We start from the raw sequence: 16,850 nt of genomic DNA on the forward strand, positions 1-16,850 counted from the left end.
CGTGCGAAACGGTCCGGGCGCTGTTTGTTTTCAGTTCTCCTTGATCCACGCCGGACTGATGCCCATCTCGGTAAACCGCCAGCCTTCCGCGGTCTTGGCCATCGCAGTGGTCAGCCGCACGCCGCTGCGTCGATGCGGCGGCTCGCCTTCCCGGTAGAAGTAGACGAGTTGGTTGGCAGTCGCCGTAGCACGCTCACCGTCGAGGTCGACGAGGATGTCGCTGTGCACGTGCTGGGCGAGTTCGTCGCGCTGCTGGGTGAGGAACTCGGTCACCTCGGCCAGCCCGTGCAGTTCGCCGCGCGGGGAATGCACGGCGATGCCGGGGTGGTAAACGCGGTCGATCTCGTCATGCCGGCGCTCGTCCAGCATCCGCGCGAGACGAGCGAACAGTTCGGCGACATCGAGACGGTCGGTGATCGGCATGCGGGCTCCTTCGATGTTGGTGGGACCAACACTAGTGGAAAGTTGTTGGTCGCGCCAACACTGCTAGCATGGGCGCATGGACGAGATCCCGCGCCGCCTGACGGAAAAGCCGAGCTGGCTGCTCACCCAGCTGACCGTGCACGCGCGCCGGCTGGTCTCCGAGGGGTTCGCCGAGGCGGGCGCGCGCGGCTACCACTACCGGATCCTGGCCGCACTGGACGAGTTCGGCCCGGCCAGCCAGGCCGACCTGGGCCGCCGCTGCCGGGTGGACCGCAGCGACGTCGTGGCCGCGGTCAACCAGCTGGCCGAGCTGGGCTACGCGGAACGCACCCCGGACCCGGACCACGGACGGCGCAACATCGTGCACCTCACCAAGGCCGGGAGCCGCCAGCTGCGTCGGATGGACAAGCTGCTCGACGGCGTGCAGGACCAGCTGCTGGGAACGTTGTCAGCGGAGGAACGGGCGACGCTGGTGCGGCTGCTGGGACAAGTGCTGGCTGATCACGAGGCCGGCTGAGCCCGCGAACGGGAAGCGCCACGGGCGTCGACTGGGCCGCAGGCTCGCGCCGAGATCGTCGTGAGTGTCTATGCCGGTTCTAACCGGCGCGAACACTCACGACAACCCGCCCGCCCCTTCGGCAGTCTCCCGCTCGCCGGCCTCACTTCTTCCGGCCGGCGCTCCCACGGGCAGCCCTCTTCTTCTGCGCCCGAGGATCCGGCACCGGCGACCGTCCCGCCGCGTGTGCCGCGAACGCCTCCGCCGCGGCCTCCCCGTCGCGCTCGCGCAGCAGCGACACCAATCGGCTGTGCTCGTCCGCCATCGCGTGCCAGTCGCCGTCGAACAGCGGGTCCGCGATCGCCCGCAGCGCACGCAGGCTCGGCTCCAGCACCTCCCACATCCGGGTGAGGAACGGGTTCCCCGGGATCTGGCTGACCAGCGTGTGGAACGCGATGTCGGCGTCGCGGAACTTGCCGACGTCGTTGAGCGCCACCGCGCGGTGCATGTCCTCGACCAGTTCGTCCAGCGCGGCGAGATGCTCGTCGGTGATGTGCTCGGCGGCCAGTTGCGCGGCGAGCCGTTCCAGCGGTTCGCGCACCTGCCGGGCGTGTTCGGCGTCCTGTTCGGAGATTTCGACGACGAAATTGCCGCGGCGCGGGATGTGCGTCAGCAGGCCTTCGCGGGCCAGCTGTTTGACCGCCTCGCGGACCGGGGCCTGGCTCACGCCGAGCCTGCGCGCGATTTCCGATTCGACGACGCGTTCGTTCGGTTCGAGTTCGCCGTCCACGATCGCCTGGCGCAGCAGTGCGTACACCCGGTCGGAGATCAGCGGATTGCGGAACTGGTCCTTGTTCGTGGCCAGCGTGGAGGCGAAACCCGCTGGTGCGTCGTCGGTTTGCCGTGTCGTTGCCATGAGATTCCCATCGTGCGCTGCCGGAACCGTCCTGCCATGATAGGCGGGATCGCCTAACAGGTATCGATGGACCGGGGTCAGTTCCCGAGCAGTCCGGCCAGCCAGGCCAGTTTCACCGTTTCGTGCGGGGCCGCGCCGCCCTCGTGGTCGTTGAACGGATAGCTGCGGATGCTCTTGTGCTCCGGCGCGAGCCCGTTCAGCGCACCGTAGTGATTGAACGCGGCGAAGACCGTCGAAGGCGGGCAAATGTGGTCCATGAGCGCGGTGGAAAACAGCGCGGGCGCGTTCGCCCGCCGGGCGTGGCTCGCGCCGTCGAGATAAGCGAGCGTGCGGTTCACCGTTTCCGCGTGCTGCCGGCGCAGCTTCACGAACTGCTGCACCTCGACGTACGGAGGTTTGTCGGTGATCGTGGTGGCCCGCGGAAAATGGCACAGGAACGGCACGTCGGGCATCGCCGCGACGAGGTCGGGCACGAGCCCGGCGGCGGCCAGCGCGATCCCGCCGCCCTGGCTGGTGCCGGTGACCACGACGCGCGCCGGATCGACCTCCGGATGCGTTCGCACCGCGTCGATCGCGCGCACGGCGTCGGTGTAGACGCGACGGTAGAAGTGGCGATGCGGGTCGAGGATGCCGCGGGTGAGGAAGCCCGGTGCGGCGATGTCGCCGGTCGACGGGTCGGGGTCGGGCGTCTCCGCGCCCTGGCCGCGGGTGTCCATGATGAAGTGCGCGTACCCGGCGCTGGCCCACAACGTCTTCTCGTGCGGCACGCCGCGGCCGCTGCCGTATCCCAGGTATTCCACGACCGCGGGCAGCGGTCCGGTTCGGGTGACCGGCAGTTGCAGCCAGCCGCGGATCGGGGCGTCGCCGTAGCCGCGGAAGGTGACGTCGAAGGTGTCGATCGTCGCGAGGCCGTTCGGCGTCGGTTCGAAAGTCGCTTCGACGTCGACGGCCCGCTGCTCGGCGAGCGTCTTCGCCCAGAACTCGTCGAAATCGGCCGGTTCGGGGAGCGTCGGCAGGTAGCGCTCGAGCTCGTCGAGGGGCAGGTCGAAGAAGGCCATGCGTCGGATCTCCAGGACTCCCAGGGCGACGTTAACCATCGCCTATCGATCATTGAATCGAACCAGGCGCGCGGGAGCGTTGTCAACCAGCCAGCCGGTAGACCCGGCGAGGCGTGCTGAGCAGGATTTGGTCCCGTTCCGACAGGGAGACGGCCTCCACCGAGGCGGCCAGCGAGTCCGCGCGCGAGCCGCGGGGGAGGCAGATCGGCCAGTCGGAGCCCACGACGCACCGGTCCGCGCCGACCGCGTCGAGCGCCTGTCTGGCCGTCTTGGAGTTGCCATGCGGCTGAGTCAGCAGGCCGGACAGCTTCACGACCACGTTCGGAACCGTCGCCGCGTCCCGCAGTTCTCGCTGCCATTCATCGAGGTCAGACGGGTTGCCGAGATGGTCGGCCACGACGGTCAAACTGGGATGTTCGGCTGCCACTTCCGCGGCGGTCCGCAGTGCGTGCCGGTGGAGGTTGAGTTCGAGGACTCGTCCCGCGTCAGCGAGCATCGGGACGAGCGCGCGAGCTTCCGCCGGAGTAGCGGACCAGTCCGCGCCGCCGATCCGCATCCCGTTCGGTGCGTCCGGTTCTGTCAGCAGCATGCGCAATGCCGCGGCCTCGCAGACGTGCAGATTCCCGACGTATCCCGCGATCAGTTCCGGATGCCGCCGGCGCAGCTCCCGCAACGCGAGCGTCTCGCCGGCGTCCCCGCGCGACGCTTCGACCAGCACTGTTCCGGTGATGCCCAGACCGGTGCCCGCGGTTTCGAGGTCCTTGGCCCGGTACGCGCGCAAGTGCGGCGAACCGGCCTTGAGCCAGGGAAACCCGGCGGCCGGGTCCCACAGATGCGCGTGGCAGTCGAACATCTCGCGGCCTCCGGGAGTATTGACACGGGGAATCCCGGTCTCGATGATAGCCATCGGTTATCGATCAGCAATAGAGAGCGGGTGGCGGCGATGCAGGACGTGCCTGGGGTGCGAGCCGGCCGCGAGCTGGCGGCGGTGCCGGAATGGGCGCGGCTGGAGCGAGAGCTGTTCGCCGCGCTGGACCGGGCGTGGCCGGTGTTTTCCGCCCGCTACACCGAAGGCGACGGCCGGTTGGTCTTCCGCGACAAGCTCGGCGAGGGGCACGACGACCGCGACGGCGTCGACGACTTCTACGAGCCATTCTTCAACTGGCCGACGCTGTACCTGCTCGGCGGCAGCACGGAGATTCTCGACGCCGCACATCGCCATTGGCGCGGCGTGACCGCTCAGCTGACCGAAATGGGCATGGTCGTCGACGGCATCGAACGCGGCTACGACTGGTTCCATCAGGGCGAAGGACTGCTGCTCTATTACGCGCTCTGCCTCGCCCGCCCGGACGACGCCGAACTGCACGACCTCGCCGTCCGGTTCGCCGACCTGTACCTGCCCGGCGGCCCGAACTACTCCGCCGAACACCGCGTGATCCGCGCCCCGCACACCGGTGCCGCCGGTCCGCGGTGGGGTTTCAGCGACCACGAGGAGTACTTCCCTTGGAGCGAAGCGCTGCGCCCGTACGGCCTGCCGCTGGACTGGCTGGGCATCACGGAGTTCGACGACCTCAAGGATCCGGCGAAGGCTCGCGCGTACGGCCACGAGATGTGGGAACGGATGGGCCGCGGCGACGTGGTCGTGAACCTGGCCGTGACCAGCCTCGTGACCACCGCGTTCCTGCTGACCGGCGAACAACGTTACGCGGATTGGGTCGCGGAGTACGTCGGCGCCTGGCTCTCTCGGCTGGAAGGGCGTGCGGTACTGCCGGACAACGCAGGACTGCACGGCGAAGTCGGCGAACACCTGGACGGCCGCTGGTACGGCGGCCACTACGGCTGGGCGTGGCCGCACGGCCTGAACTCAGTAGGCGCCGCGACGCTCGTCGCCGCCATGAACGCCGTCCTCCTGACCGGCGACGAGTCCTTTTTAGACCTGGCCCGCAACCCGCAGGACGCGGTGCTGAAGCAAGCAGCACCGCGTACCGGGCCGGAAATGGGCACCCTGAAGAAACGCTGGCAACCCCACCTGCGCGAGCTGAACGGCACCCCGACCCTGATGGTCCCGCAGCGACACGACGGCTCCGGCTGGTTCGACTACAACATCATGCCGACACAGCTCCCCGTTTCGCTGTGGCAGTTCAGCCGGCACGACGCGGACTTCGACCGGATCGAACGCCTGCGCGCGGAGTCTACTTGGGACTGGACGACCGTCCACACGCAACGGCTCAAGGACGAAGCCGGCCACGAAGAACCGTGGTTCGAATATCTGCACGGCCGCAATCCCGAGTTCCCGGAACGAATGCTGCGCAGCGCGTTGGACAGCAGCGCCGCCAAACTGGCCGCGATCGAGCAGGATCCGGCACCGGTCCCCAGCGCCCTGGACATCCACCACTGGCAGGACCACAACCCCGTCGTCACCGAGGCTTTGCTGCAGTTGACCACTGGGTCGCCACAGATCCTGTACAACGGCGGCCTCGCGCAACTGCACCTGCGCTACTTCGACGCGGACCTCCGCCGCGCTGGCCTGCCTCAGGACGTCGCCGCCTTGGTATCCGGCATCGCGACCGGCCACACCGTAGTCGACCTGGTAAATCTCGGTGCTGCTAACCGGAATCTCCTCCTGCAGTCCGGCACCTTCGCCGAACACCGCCTGGAATCCGTACAGGTTGACAACGGCCCGGCGACCCCGGTGAATGGCCGATACCTGCGAGTGGAACTGCCTCCGTCGAGCGCGGTGCGACTGACCCTGTCGATGACGCTGCGAGCCGAGAAGCCGACCATGCGCGCGCCCTGGGAGAACGAACGATGAACGTCGACCTGCCCCGCCTCGGCATCGGCACCGCACCATTGGGCGGACTCTTCGAGGAAGTGTCCGAAGAGGAGGCCGCCGCCACCGTCCACGCCGCCGCCGATGCCGGAATCACTTACTTCGACACCGCGCCACGCTATGGTCACGGCCAAGCAGAAGAACGTCTTGGCCGCCTGCTGCCTTCTGACTTCGAGCCAGTCCTGTCCACCAAAACCGGTTGGCTGCTGCGCCCCGGGTCCAAAGTGGAACCCGTGTGGACCGAGCGCGGCATCCGAGAGTCGCTGGAATCCAGCCTCACCCGGCTCCGCCGTTCCTCAGTGGACATTCTCTACCTGCACGACCCGGACGATTTCCCTGACGAGGTCCGAACTTCGGCATACCCGGCCGTACGAAAACTCCGCGACGAGGGCCTAGTCCGCGCCATCGGCTTCGGCATGAACCACGCCGGCAAACTGGCCGCGTACGTCGCCGAGTACGAAGTGGACGTCATCCTCATCGCAGGCCGATTCTCGCTGCTGGACCACGATGCACTGCGAACCCTCCTGCCGCTGTGCGCCGAACGCGGCACCGAGGTGGTCATCGGCGGCGTATTCAACACCGGCCTGCTGGCCGACCCGAACGCCGCGTCGATGTTCAACTACCGCCCCGTCGCCGCCGAACCCCTGGCCCGCGCCCGACGCTGCGCGGAACTGTGCACCGGATTCGACGTCCCCCTCGCCGCCGCGGCAATCCAGTTCCCTTTCCTGCATCCCGCAGTCCGGTCGGTCGTAGTCGGCTGCCGATCCGCCGCCGAAGTCACCCGCAACGCGGCTTCCTTCCGGCACCCGATACCAGGAGAGTTGTGGAAACGGCTCGCCGCCGAAGGTTTTGTACCGCCGGAACTGCTGCCCGCCTGAGCCGAGTACTGTTCCGGCATGCCGGGCAGACAAGGCGGAAACCGCGTGACGCTGCGTGAAGTCGCCGACCACGCACAGGTGTCCGTAGCGACCGCTTCCCGAGTACTGGCCGGAAACTACCCCGTCGCGGCGGAAACTCGGCACCGCGTCGAACAGTCGATCCAGGCGCTCGACTACGTGGCGAACGTACACGCCCGCGCACTGGCCGGCGTCGCCCCGCGGACAGTCGCGTTCGTGCTGCCGGACATCCGCGCACAAGCCTTTGCTCATGCCGCCCAAGGCGTCGAAGAAGCCGCCGCAGAACACGGCGCGCTCTGTCTCATCTGCACAACTCAAGGCGACCCGGAACGGGAACACGCCGTATTCCAGATGCTCCGCGAGCAACGAGCCAGCGCAGTAATCCTGATCGGCGGCGTAGTCGACGATGCCGAATACCGTGCCAACATCACTGACCTCTCGCGCGGACTCGCCACCGCCGATTCCCGCCTAGTCCTGTGTGGACGCCCACCGGCCGGTGACATCCCCGCCATCGAATACGCCAACGAATCCGGTGCTTACTCCATAACCCAACACCTGATTTCCTCGGGTCACCGAAGAATCCTCTTCCTAGGCGGCCCCTCCTCCGGCCCCGCGACCACCACCGTCGCCGACCGCCTAGCCGGTTACCGCCGCGCCCTCGGCCACCCCGGCTGGGTGCAACCCGCCGACTTCACCCGAGAATCCGGCTACCAGCAACTCTGCACAAGACTGCCCGAAGACTTCACCGCCGTTTTCGCCGCAACAGACCTGGTCGCGGCTGGTGCCCGTGCCGCCCTGCACGCACACGGCCTGCGCGTACCAGAAGACGTTTCCCTGGTCGGCTACGACGATCTGGAGCTTGCCGAAGACCTGGGCTTGACCACCGTCCGAGTCCCCTATGAGGATTTGGGCCGCGCCGCCGTCCGCCTGGCCCTTTCCGGCCGGGAACATTCGGTACTGGAAACCTCGGTAGTAGTCCGAACTTCCGTCGCCCCACTCTAAGCAAGCCGCGCCAGTTCGTCCCGATACACCGGATACGCGGCAGGTTTCCCCGCCGCGAACAATTCCAGCTCCCGAACCGCACACGCCCCGAGCCGGGCCAGTTCATTTCCTCGCGACCCAGCCAGATGCGGCGTGAGAAACACATTCGGCAGCGTCCATAGTGGAGACTCAACAGGCAGAACCTCTGGCTCCGTCACGTCCAGCACTGCGTTAATCCGCCCAGCCACGAGCTCCCGGGTAAGCGCCGCAGTATTAACCAGCGCACCCCGTGCCGTGTTGACGAGCGTCGCCCCGTCCCGCAAGAGAGCCAGTTCGGCGGCATCCAGCATATTCCGAGTCTCCGGCAGATCCGGTGCCTGCACAGTGACAATGTCGCTAGTTGCCAACAACTCGGGCAACTCCAGCAACTCGACCCCTAATGCTTGTGCTTCCTCCGGCGCGAGGAACGGATCACTCACCGCGACCTGGAGATCAAACGGCCGCAACAGCTCAATAAGCCGCCGCCCAGTACGCGACGCCCCGATGACCCCGACCCGCGCCCCGAAGTTGCCCGGCTCCCCGCCCTCCGCCGGATCCCCGGGTTCTCGATGCTCCCGGTAGCTCTCGCGCGCACCGAACGCGTCCTTGCCGGCAAGCAGAATCGCCGCCAACGCGAACTCAGCCACCGGCAACGCATTCATCTCCGCAGCGGACGTGATGCGCAACCCACGCTCCCAGCACGCGTCGGTGACGTGCGCCTTCACTCCGCCGGCCGCATGAAACGCCGCCCGCAACCTCGGTGCCCGCTCCAACACCTCCGCCGTGATCGGGGGACACCCCCACCCCGTGATCAGCACGTCGACGTCCGCGAGCTCAGCCTCCCCGAAGTCCTCAATCACCACCTCGGGATCGAGGTCCGCGCTGGCGCGCAGCCGATCGAGCACCGGCGCGGGAAACAGACCGGCCACATAGCGAGACGCCATCGCCAACACCGCGCGGGGCCGCTGCTTCATGGATAACCCTCCGGGGATAGTAAGCGCTTTCTATCCTAGCCAGAGACCTATCGATTGCATACCGCAGACCGCCGACGCGAAGACAGTCGATCATCATCCGCCCGACGCCCGACGCCCGGCACCCGTCCGGCGGATCTGCCGCGCCGATACCCGCCCAGGCGGTCGCCAACTGACTGAATCCGTCAACGACATCCGGCGGACTGTATGCAATCGACGACATTCCGCCGACGTGGCGACAGTCGGTTGGATTCGGTCCACTGCCGCCAGCCGCGAGTCGCCAGCTGCGACCGCCAGCCGTCAGTCGCCCGCCCCGAGTCGCCAGCTGCGAGTCGTCAGCCGCGACCGCCAGCTGCAAGCCGTCAGCCGCGACGCCAGCCGCCAGCCGCGAGTCGCCAGCTGCGAGCCTTCGGGCCGCCTGTCGTCGGCCGCCTGCCGTCGGCTGCCAACTGGGGTCCGCTCATCGCGACATCTAGCTGAATTGCGCAGGGAACCGCTGCAGCGCAAGCAGATCGAGGCCGCGCGGTGCTGCACTGCGGAGCGTCGTCGGAATTTCGTCCGCTAGTCGACTTTCCAAAGGTATGCCGGTCGATTGCATACAGTCCACGTGGATGTAGGCAGCAGTGTCCCGGTCGATCGAATCCTGCCCACTTGTCGACCTGCCGTAGGTATCCCGGGCGATTGCATACCGTCGACTTGTCTTCGGGTAATCCGCGAAACGCTCGGCTGTCCTCGCGCTGGCGTGGTCGCCCCCTCTGCGGCTTCCGTCTCTGCGGCGGCTTTCGCGGCTAATGGCGATGAGCGCCGCTAAGTCCGGGCTGCCTCGGTCGCGAAGTCCTGGTCCGCACCCGCATCCCGCCCCGAGTCGCCCGCCCCAAAGCAACCCGTCAACTGTGACCCTCATCAACAACAAGCGCCAACAACATACCGCGTATGCAACTATTGCAACTGCCGACAAGAGGCATCCACACGCAGATCAAGGAGACGCGGGCTCATGCCACTAGCACTGGTAGCGCTGGCCATCGGAGCGTTCGGGATCGGCACCACCGAATTCGTGATCATGGGCCTTCTCCCCGAGATCGCCGCCGACTTCGGAGTGTCGATCCCGTCCGCCGGGCTTCTGGTGACCGGCTACGCGCTCGGGGTCGTCGCCGGGGCGCCGGTAATGACCATTCTCGGCACGAAGATCAACCGGAAGACCATGCTCATGCTGCTCATGGGCCTGTTCATCGCCGGGAACCTGCTGTCGGCGGTCGCGCCCGCGTTCGGGGTCATGCTTGCCGGGCGGGTTGTCGCGTCGCTTGCGCACGGGGCGTTCTTCGGGATCGGCTCGGTCGTCGCGGCGGAGCTCGTCGCGCCGGACAAGCGGGCCGGGGCGATCGCGATCATGTTCACCGGGCTCACGGTCGCCAACATCGTCGGCGTGCCGCTCGGCACGTTCGTCGGGCAGGCGGTCGGGTGGCGGGTCACCTTCGGGATCGTCGCGGCGCTCGGCGTCGTCGGGCTCGCCGGGGTTGCGAAGCTGGTGCCGGACCTGCCCCGGCCCGAAGGGGCGCACTTGCGCAAGGAACTGGCCGCGTTCCGGAACGTCCAGGTGGTGCTCGCGATGGCCATGACAGTCCTCGGCTTCGGCGGGGTCTTCGCCGCGATCACCTACATCGCCCCGATGATGACCGAGATCGCCGGGTACTCCGCGGGTGCGGTGACGTGGCTGCTGGTGCTGTTCGGCATCGGCATGTTCCTCGGCAACCTGACCGGCGGCCGGTTCGCCGACCGCAAGCTCATGCCGATGCTCTACGTCAGCCTCGGCGGGCTCGCGATCGTCCTGGCGCTGTTCACGGTGACCGCGCACAGCAAAATCCTCGCCGCGGCAACGATTCTGCTGATCGGCGCGCTCGGCTTCGCCACCGTACCGCCGCTGCAGAAGCGCGTTCTCGACCAGGCGCACGGCGCTCCGACGCTCGCGTCCGTCGTCAACATCGGCGCGTTCAACCTCGGCAACGCGCTGTCCGCGTGGCTCGGCGGCGTCGTGATTTCCGCCGGATTCGGTTACACCGCACCGAACTGGGTCGGGGCCGCGCTCGCCGGTTCCGCGCTCGGCCTCGCCTTCCTTTCGGCCGCTCTCGAACGCCGTCCGCGCGTCGCCGTGGCCGAACCCCTTGTCCAGCACTGAGAAAGGCACTGCCCATGAAGATCCGCCTCAACAACGGCGTCGAAATCCCGCAGCTCGGCTTCGGCGTCTTCCAGGTCCCGGACGACGAGACCGCCGCCGCGGTGACCAGCGCTCTCCAGGCCGGTTACCGCAGTATCGACACTGCCGCGATCTACGGCAACGAAGCAGGCGTCGGCCGGGCTATCGCCGAGTCCGGGATCTCGCGCGACGAACTCTTCGTCACCACCAAGCTGTGGAACGAGGACCAGGGCTACGACTCCACCCTGCGCGCCTTCGACGCCAGCCTCGCGAAACTCGGCCTCGACTACGTCGACCTCTACCTGATCCACTGGCCGACGCCCGCCCGCGACCGTTACCTCGACACCTGGCGCGCCCTGGAACACCTGGCCAAGGACGGCCGCATCCGCGCCGCGGGCGTGTCCAACTTCCAGCCCGCCCAGCTGCGCCGCCTGCTCGACAACAGCGGCCTCGTGCCCGCGGTCAACCAGATCGAGCTGCACCCCGGCCTGCAGCAGGCCGAACTGCGCGCCTTCCACGCCGAGCACGGCATCGCGACCGAAGCGTGGAGCCCGCTCGCCCAGGGTGCGGTCCTGACCGACCCGGCGATCACCGAAATCGCTGCGCGCACCGGGAAATCCGCCGCGCAGGTGGTGCTGCGCTGGCACCTGCAGCTGGGCAACATCGTGATCCCGAAGTCCGTGACGCCCGCCCGGATCCGGCAGAACCTCGACGTCTTCGACTTCGAGCTGACCGACGGCGACCTCGCCGCGATCGCTGCCGCTGACCGCGGCTTGCGCACCGGGCCGGACCCGGATCAGTTCAACTGACGGATCGCCGCGGGCTTCTTCCAGCCGAGGTCCGTGAAGGGCTCCTTGCGGGAATCTGATTCCCGCAAGGGCCCCTTCACGGACGGCTGCGGGCGTCGGGTGGCCCGCTCGGCGCCCGAAACAGCTCCGGCACGGCCTGTCCGCCTAGTTCCGCACAAGCCGGGTGGCCGTGACCCCGTTCGGAAAAGCGGTCCGCTCCGCCACCGAAAACACCGTCGGATCGAACCCGCCCTCCACCATCGGGATCCCGGCGCCGGCCACTACCGGGTAGCTCTTCAGCACGATCTCGTCGATCTCCGGCAGCAGTGCCCCGGCCAGCGTGCCGCCGCCGCACAGCCAGATGTCTTTTCCGGTTTCCTCCTTCTTCAGGTCTCTGACCAGGCCGACCGGGTCCCCGGGCACGACGGTCACCGCCGGGTCGATGTCCGGTTTCAGGGTGCTCGAGACGACGTACTGGCGAAGGTGCGCATAGGGACTGGGGACGCTCGGATCGAGCTGATGGGTCGCGCGGCCCATCAGGACGGTGTCGAACCGGCGGTTCGGGGCGTCCTCGACCCCGGCGGCGGCACGGAAGGCGGTCGGGATGGTTTCGGGGTACAGCGTGTTCATGAATCCCATGTAGGCGGCGGTCTGCTGAGCGTCGCCCTGCGGGAAGAAGTCGAACTCGCCCGCGGGGCCGGCGATGCGGCCGTCGAGGGTGACAGCGATGTAGTACACGAGCTTGCGCATCTGGTAACTCCGTCTGTAGTACTATGGTTGAAGTGGTTTGAACCGTACAACTACAACTGGAGTGGTGTCAAATGGTGCGGAGGAACGACCAGCGGCGGGCTGCGCTCGTCGACGCGGCGATCGAGGTTCTGGCGCGCGAGGGGGCGCGCGGGCTGACGTTCCGGGCAGTCGACGGGGAGGCCGGCGTTCCCGCAGGCACCGCGTCGAACTACTTCGCCAACCGCGACGAGCTCTTCACGCAGGCTGGGGCCCGGGTGTACGAGCGGTTGCAGCCGGAAGACGATTCGCTCCCGCCCGGGCTCGGGGACCGCGAGTCGTATGCCCAGTTGATGCGCGAGCTGGTCAGCCGGATCGCGGCGTTTCGCACCGGGTATCTCGCGTTGCTGGAGCTTCGGCTCGAGGCCACTCGACGGCCGGAGTTGCGGAAGGTGCTGACGGAGCGGGTCCGGGCCGACGTCGAGGGGAACGTCGCGTACCACGTGGCGTCCGGGCTGCCCGGCGACGCCACGGCGGTCAAGCTGCTGATTCTCGCGTTGAACTGGCTGATCGTCGAACAGCTGACCTTGCCGGACGTTTTCTCCGAAGCGGAACGGGAACACTTGATCAGCGAGGCGGTCGAACGGATCATCGGCCCCGAATAGGGACTATCCGGGAGAAAAAGAACCGTTTCCCAGCCCGCTCTCGACCGTCAATTTAGGTTTGCCTATCGTAATCTGCGTGCAGTGGGCAGACGCGGTTCCGAACCTGATGATCGGCTTGCGCGAAGGGCTGGAAGCAGGCCTCGTGGTGAGCATCCTGCTGGCCGCGCTGCGCAAGATCCGGCGGCCGGAAGACGGCACGACGGGCACGGTTTCCACTGCTCCGGTATGGCTGGGCGTGCTGGGCGCGGTGACCGTGGCGGGCAGTTTCGCCACAATTCTCACCTTTTCCACCGATGTCCTTTCTTCCCGGGCGCAGCAGATCGTCGGCGGCTCGTTGAGCGTGCTCGCGGTATTCCTCGTCACCGGCATGGTGTTTTGGATGCGGCGGACCGCGATGGGGCTTTCCGCGCAATTGCGCGGCGAGGTCGAACGCGCGGTGGCGATCGGCGCGGGCGCGCTTACGCTCACCGCGTTCCTGGCCGTCGGCCGCGAGGGCCTGGAGACCACGCTGTTCCTCTGGACGGCGGTGAAAGCGTCCGGCACGACGGTCGCGCCGCTGACCGGAGCGGCGCTCGGGCTCGGCCTCGCGATCCTGCTGTGCTGGCTGCTCTACCGCCGCGCGGTAAAGCTCAACCTCGGCGTTTTCTTCAGCCGCACGGCATTCGTGCTGATCGTCATCGCGGCGGGCGTGCTGTCCTACGGTCTCGGCGATCTCCAGGACGGGGGAGTGCTGCCCGGTCAGAGCTGGGTCGCCTTCGACCTCGCCGGCACGCTCGACCCGAACTCGTGGTGGGTTTCGCTGATCAGCGGCGTCACCGAGCTGACGCCCCGGATGACCGTGCTGCAGGTGACGGCCTGGCTCGTCTACCTCGCCGTCGTGATCCCGCTGTTCGTCAAAGCCGGTCGACAGCCGGTCGAGCGAAAGCAGGTAAGCGAACCGGAGCCAGCGGGGAAGTGGGAACGGCTGGCGGGCAAGCACACCGCGATCGTCGCGGGCGCGCTGGTGCTGGTGCCGGTCGCGGTGGCTGCGCTGGTGATCGCCGCGCTTCCGCAAGCCGCAGCGGGTTCCGCGATCTCGGTGACCGACCACGACTGCGCGCCGGAATGGAAGTCCGCGCAGGCCGGGACGCGGAGCATCACGGTGACCAACAAAACCGCGAAGGCGGGCGAGATCCGGCTCGACGACAGCAGCGGCGGGATCGTCGCGGAGATCGAGACGATCGGCCCGGCCACGAGCGCCACAATGTCGGCGACGCTGGCCGACGGTTCCTACACCTTCCACTGCCTGATGTCCGGGCAGCCGACCACCGCGTCGGCTCCGGTGCAGGTCAGCGGCGGCGCGGCGAACGACGGCCCGGCACCGGTCAAACCGGTCACCACCGAAGATCTCACCGGACCGAATCAGAAATATCTCGCCTACGCGGCCCAGCAGCTCGGCACGGTGTCGGCCGCGGTGGGCACGGTCCGCGCGGATTTGGCCGCAAACAACACTGAAGCGGCGAAGAAGGACTGGCTGACCGCGCAACTCGCGTGGGAACGCGTCGGCGCGTCCTACAACAGCTTCGGCGACACGGGTACCGCCGTCGACGGGCTGCCCAACGGATTGCCCGCGAACACAGCTGATCCCGGGTTCACCGGGTTGCACCGCTTGGAGTACGGCCTGTGGCACGGCCAGGCTCCGGCGTCACTGGTCCCGGTCGCCGACCAGCTGGCCCAGGATCTCGCGAGCCTGCGCGGAAAACTCGCCACCGACGACGTCGCGGGCGATCCCACGAAGCTGCCGATCCGCGCACACGAAATCCTGGAAGACGCGATCCGCGACCATCTGTCCGGAATGGACAACCAAGGCAGCGGGACTGCTTACGCCGCAACGGATGCTGACCTCGATGTCACTCGCATCGTCCTGGCCGAGTTGACTCCGCTGCTCAACGAGCGCGCCCCCAATCTGGTCCAGACAGCGGCGAAGCAGCTCACCACGTTGCACGAAGCGCTGGTCAACCACGCACCCACCACCCTCGCCCAGCGGCAGGCGGTGAACGGCGCGGCCGGCGCTGTCGTCGAGACGCTGTCCGCGGTGCCCACTCTGCTCGAAGTTCCCCCGAGCCACTGATCGGCTGGTGAATCCCGAAGTGACGAACGTCAATCGCCGCAACTTCCTGAAAGGCGCGGCCGCCGGCGCGGCAGGCACCGCGCTCACCGGAGGCGTGCTGATCGGCGGTGCCCAGGCCGACGAACGCTCCGCCGGCGCGGCTCCGACCCCGGCGACGGAGTACCCGTTCCACGGCGCCAACCAGTCCGGCGTGCTCACCCCGGCTCCGGCCGAAAAACAGGCTTCCGCCGCCTTCGTGGCCTTCGACCTGCTCAGCGGCTCGAAGACGGACCTGATCGCGCTCCTGCACACGCTCACCGACCGCGCCCGGTTCCTCACCGCCGGCGGAACGCCGCCGAATCTGGGTGTCGGAAGGCCGCCGTCGGACAGCGAGGTGCTCGGCCCGTCCGTCCCTGCCGACGGCCTCACCGTCACGGTTTCGTTCGGCGCGAGCCTGTTCGACCGCGTCGGCCTCGCGGCGCGGAAACCGAAAAAGCTGACCCCGATGAAGATCTTCCCCGACGACGCGCCGGAAGCCGCTTGGATGCACGGGGACCTGCTGATCCAGCTGTGTGCCAACAATCCGGACACCGTGCACCACGCGCTCCGCGACCTCACCCGGCACACCCGCGGCGCGATGCAGCTGCGGTGGAAGATGCACGGCTACAACCCGCCGCCGCGGCCGTCCGGCGCGGGCCGGAACCTGCTGGGGTTCAAGGACGGCACGGCGAATCCGGTCGGCGGCGAGGCGGGCGGGCTGGTGTGGGTCGACGATCCGGCCGAGCCCGCGTGGGCGCGCGGCGGCAGCTACCAGGTGGTGCGGCTGATCCGGATGCTGGTCGAGTTCTGGGACCGGGTGTCGATCAACGAACAGGAGAAGATGTTCGGCCGCCGCCGCGATTCGGGCGCCCCGCTGGACGGCAACGCCGAGACCGACAACCCGAACTACGCCGCCGACCCGAAGGGCGCGGTGATCCCGCTGACCGCGCACATCCGCAAGGCCAACCCGCGCACGCCCGCCACCGACAACCAGCGCCTGGTCCGCCGCTCCTACAACTACGACCTAGGTGTGGACGCGAACGGGGAACTCCAGGCCGGGCACGTGTTCGTCTGCTATCAGGAGGACGTGCGGCGGCAGTTCGAGACGGTGCAGCAGCGGCTGGCCGGGGAACCGCTCGTGGACTACGTCCAGCCGTTCGGCGGCGGCTACTTCTTCGTGCTGCCGGGCGTCCGCGACCAGGCCGACTGGTATGCCAGCGGTCTATTTGGTTAGGCTAACCTTGCTTCTAGCGGTCGAGGTGCGGTGCAATGAGGTATGGACCTGTACTCGATCGGCGAGGTGTCGGCGTGCTTCGACGTGCCGCCCTCGACGCTGCACTACTGGGAGAGCTGCGGCCTGATCGAACCGCACCGCCGCTCCGGCTGGCGGTTCTACGATCGGGACCAGCTCTACCGGATCGCACTGATCCGCACCTGGCGGGAGACCGGTCACCTGAGCCTCGACGACATCGCCGTGCTGCTCGGAGTCCGCGGCCGGTCCGGTGACTGGCGGAGCACGGTCGCGTCCCGGATCGAGGCGATTCAGGAGCAGGCAGCCCGGCTGCTCGACGCGCAGGCTTATCTGCAGCATCTCATGACCTGTCGGCACGAGGGCGCGCTGGACGAGTGCCCTGGGTTCCGGGCCGGAGTCGAGCTGCCGGTCGCCAAGGCGGTCAGGTAGCCGGCCGGGCTGGAGCGCGTATGTCCTTGCCCGCCGCGTCTCGTCGGCCGGTGCGCCGCAC

The 16,850-nt window shown here is 67.9% G+C and carries 16 protein-coding genes; 10 read left to right on the top strand and 6 right to left on the bottom strand.

Annotation, left to right across the window (positions count from 1 at the left end; translation table 11 throughout):
• Positions 1–30: 30 nt before the first annotated feature.
• The gene (locus L3Q65_RS43335) at positions 31–423 is read right to left on the bottom strand and encodes a nuclear transport factor 2 family protein (protein ID WP_237598212.1); all 393 of its coding nucleotides are present in this window, start codon (positions 421–423) and stop codon (positions 31–33) included.
• A 76-nt stretch (positions 424–499) separates the two neighbouring features.
• Here L3Q65_RS43335 and L3Q65_RS43340 point away from each other — a divergent pair, with 76 nt between their 5' ends.
• Entirely contained in the window at positions 500–940 is a 441-nt protein-coding gene (locus L3Q65_RS43340) for a MarR family winged helix-turn-helix transcriptional regulator (protein WP_237598213.1), read from the top strand.
• Between the two features lie 142 nt (positions 941–1,082).
• On the opposite strand, the gene L3Q65_RS43345 is transcribed toward L3Q65_RS43340, so the two are convergent.
• From L3Q65_RS43345 to L3Q65_RS43355, 3 genes are all read right to left on the bottom strand, one after another.
• On the bottom strand, positions 1,083–1,835 hold the full coding sequence (locus L3Q65_RS43345) for a GntR family transcriptional regulator (RefSeq protein WP_237598214.1): 753 nt from the start codon (positions 1,833–1,835) through the stop codon (positions 1,083–1,085).
• A 77-nt stretch (positions 1,836–1,912) separates the two neighbouring features.
• On the bottom strand, positions 1,913–2,932 hold the full coding sequence (locus L3Q65_RS43350; protein ID WP_237598215.1) for an acetylxylan esterase: 1,020 nt from the start codon (positions 2,930–2,932) through the stop codon (positions 1,913–1,915).
• Between the two features lie 43 nt (positions 2,933–2,975).
• Positions 2,976–3,800 carry an amidohydrolase gene (locus L3Q65_RS43355; protein WP_237598216.1) on the bottom strand — a complete coding sequence of 275 codons (825 nt, stop codon included), beginning with the start codon at positions 3,798–3,800 and terminating at the stop codon, positions 2,976–2,978.
• A gap of 36 nt (positions 3,801–3,836) precedes the next feature.
• On the opposite strand from L3Q65_RS43355, the gene L3Q65_RS43360 reads away from it, so the two are divergent.
• Genes L3Q65_RS43360 through L3Q65_RS43370 form a run of 3 tightly spaced genes read left to right on the top strand, consistent with a single transcriptional unit; the run spans position 3,837 to position 7,621 of the window.
• A complete protein-coding gene (locus tag L3Q65_RS43360; RefSeq protein ID WP_237598217.1) occupies positions 3,837–5,705 on the top strand; it encodes a hypothetical protein in 1,869 nt (622 codons plus the stop codon).
• Positions 5,702–6,601, top strand: a complete 900-nt coding sequence (locus L3Q65_RS43365) for an aldo/keto reductase (protein ID WP_237598218.1) — start codon at positions 5,702–5,704, stop codon at positions 6,599–6,601. The genes L3Q65_RS43360 and L3Q65_RS43365 overlap by 4 nt, the downstream gene beginning before the upstream one ends.
• Positions 6,602–6,619: 18 nt before the next feature.
• Positions 6,620–7,621: a LacI family DNA-binding transcriptional regulator gene (locus L3Q65_RS43370; RefSeq protein ID WP_237598219.1), complete on the top strand. Its 1,002-nt coding sequence runs from the start codon at positions 6,620–6,622 to the stop codon at positions 7,619–7,621.
• On the opposite strand, the gene L3Q65_RS43375 is transcribed toward L3Q65_RS43370, so the two are convergent.
• Complete coding sequence (locus L3Q65_RS43375; protein ID WP_237598220.1) at positions 7,618–8,613, bottom strand: hydroxyacid dehydrogenase; 996 nt, start codon at positions 8,611–8,613, stop codon at positions 7,618–7,620. The two genes, L3Q65_RS43370 and L3Q65_RS43375, sit on opposite strands and share 4 nt — an antisense overlap.
• A 991-nt stretch (positions 8,614–9,604) precedes the next feature.
• Between L3Q65_RS43375 and L3Q65_RS43380 the strand changes: the two genes are divergently transcribed.
• A complete protein-coding gene (locus tag L3Q65_RS43380; protein ID WP_237598221.1) occupies positions 9,605–10,783 on the top strand; it encodes an MFS transporter in 1,179 nt (392 codons plus the stop codon).
• Positions 10,784–10,797: 14 nt separating this feature from the next.
• A complete protein-coding gene (locus L3Q65_RS43385; RefSeq protein ID WP_237598222.1) occupies positions 10,798–11,610 on the top strand; it encodes an aldo/keto reductase in 813 nt (270 codons plus the stop codon).
• 144 nt (positions 11,611–11,754) lie between these two features.
• On the opposite strand, the gene L3Q65_RS43390 is transcribed toward L3Q65_RS43385, so the two are convergent.
• Positions 11,755–12,339, bottom strand: a complete 585-nt coding sequence (locus L3Q65_RS43390; protein ID WP_237598223.1) for a dihydrofolate reductase family protein — start codon at positions 12,337–12,339, stop codon at positions 11,755–11,757.
• A gap of 71 nt (positions 12,340–12,410) precedes the next feature.
• Here L3Q65_RS43390 and L3Q65_RS43395 point away from each other — a divergent pair, with 71 nt between their 5' ends.
• The 4 genes from L3Q65_RS43395 (at position 12,411) to L3Q65_RS43410 (ending at position 16,789) form a co-directional block, all read left to right on the top strand.
• The gene (locus tag L3Q65_RS43395) at positions 12,411–12,980 is read left to right on the top strand and encodes a TetR/AcrR family transcriptional regulator (protein ID WP_182892445.1); all 570 of its coding nucleotides are present in this window, start codon (positions 12,411–12,413) and stop codon (positions 12,978–12,980) included.
• Between the two features lie 76 nt (positions 12,981–13,056).
• The gene (efeU, locus tag L3Q65_RS43400; RefSeq protein ID WP_237598224.1) at positions 13,057–15,090 is read left to right on the top strand and encodes an iron uptake transporter permease EfeU; all 2,034 of its coding nucleotides are present in this window, start codon (positions 13,057–13,059) and stop codon (positions 15,088–15,090) included.
• 19 nt (positions 15,091–15,109) lie between these two features.
• The gene (gene efeB / locus L3Q65_RS43405; RefSeq protein ID WP_182892443.1) at positions 15,110–16,342 is read left to right on the top strand and encodes an iron uptake transporter deferrochelatase/peroxidase subunit; all 1,233 of its coding nucleotides are present in this window, start codon (positions 15,110–15,112) and stop codon (positions 16,340–16,342) included.
• 42 nt (positions 16,343–16,384) lie between these two features.
• Positions 16,385–16,789, top strand: a complete 405-nt coding sequence (locus L3Q65_RS43410) for a MerR family transcriptional regulator (protein ID WP_182892442.1) — start codon at positions 16,385–16,387, stop codon at positions 16,787–16,789.
• The last annotated feature ends 61 nt before the right edge of the window (positions 16,790–16,850 follow it).

Origin of the sequence: Amycolatopsis sp. FU40, from assembly GCF_021903635.1 — a bacterium.
Classification (GTDB): Bacteria; Actinomycetota; Actinomycetes; order Mycobacteriales; family Pseudonocardiaceae; genus Amycolatopsis; species Amycolatopsis dendrobii.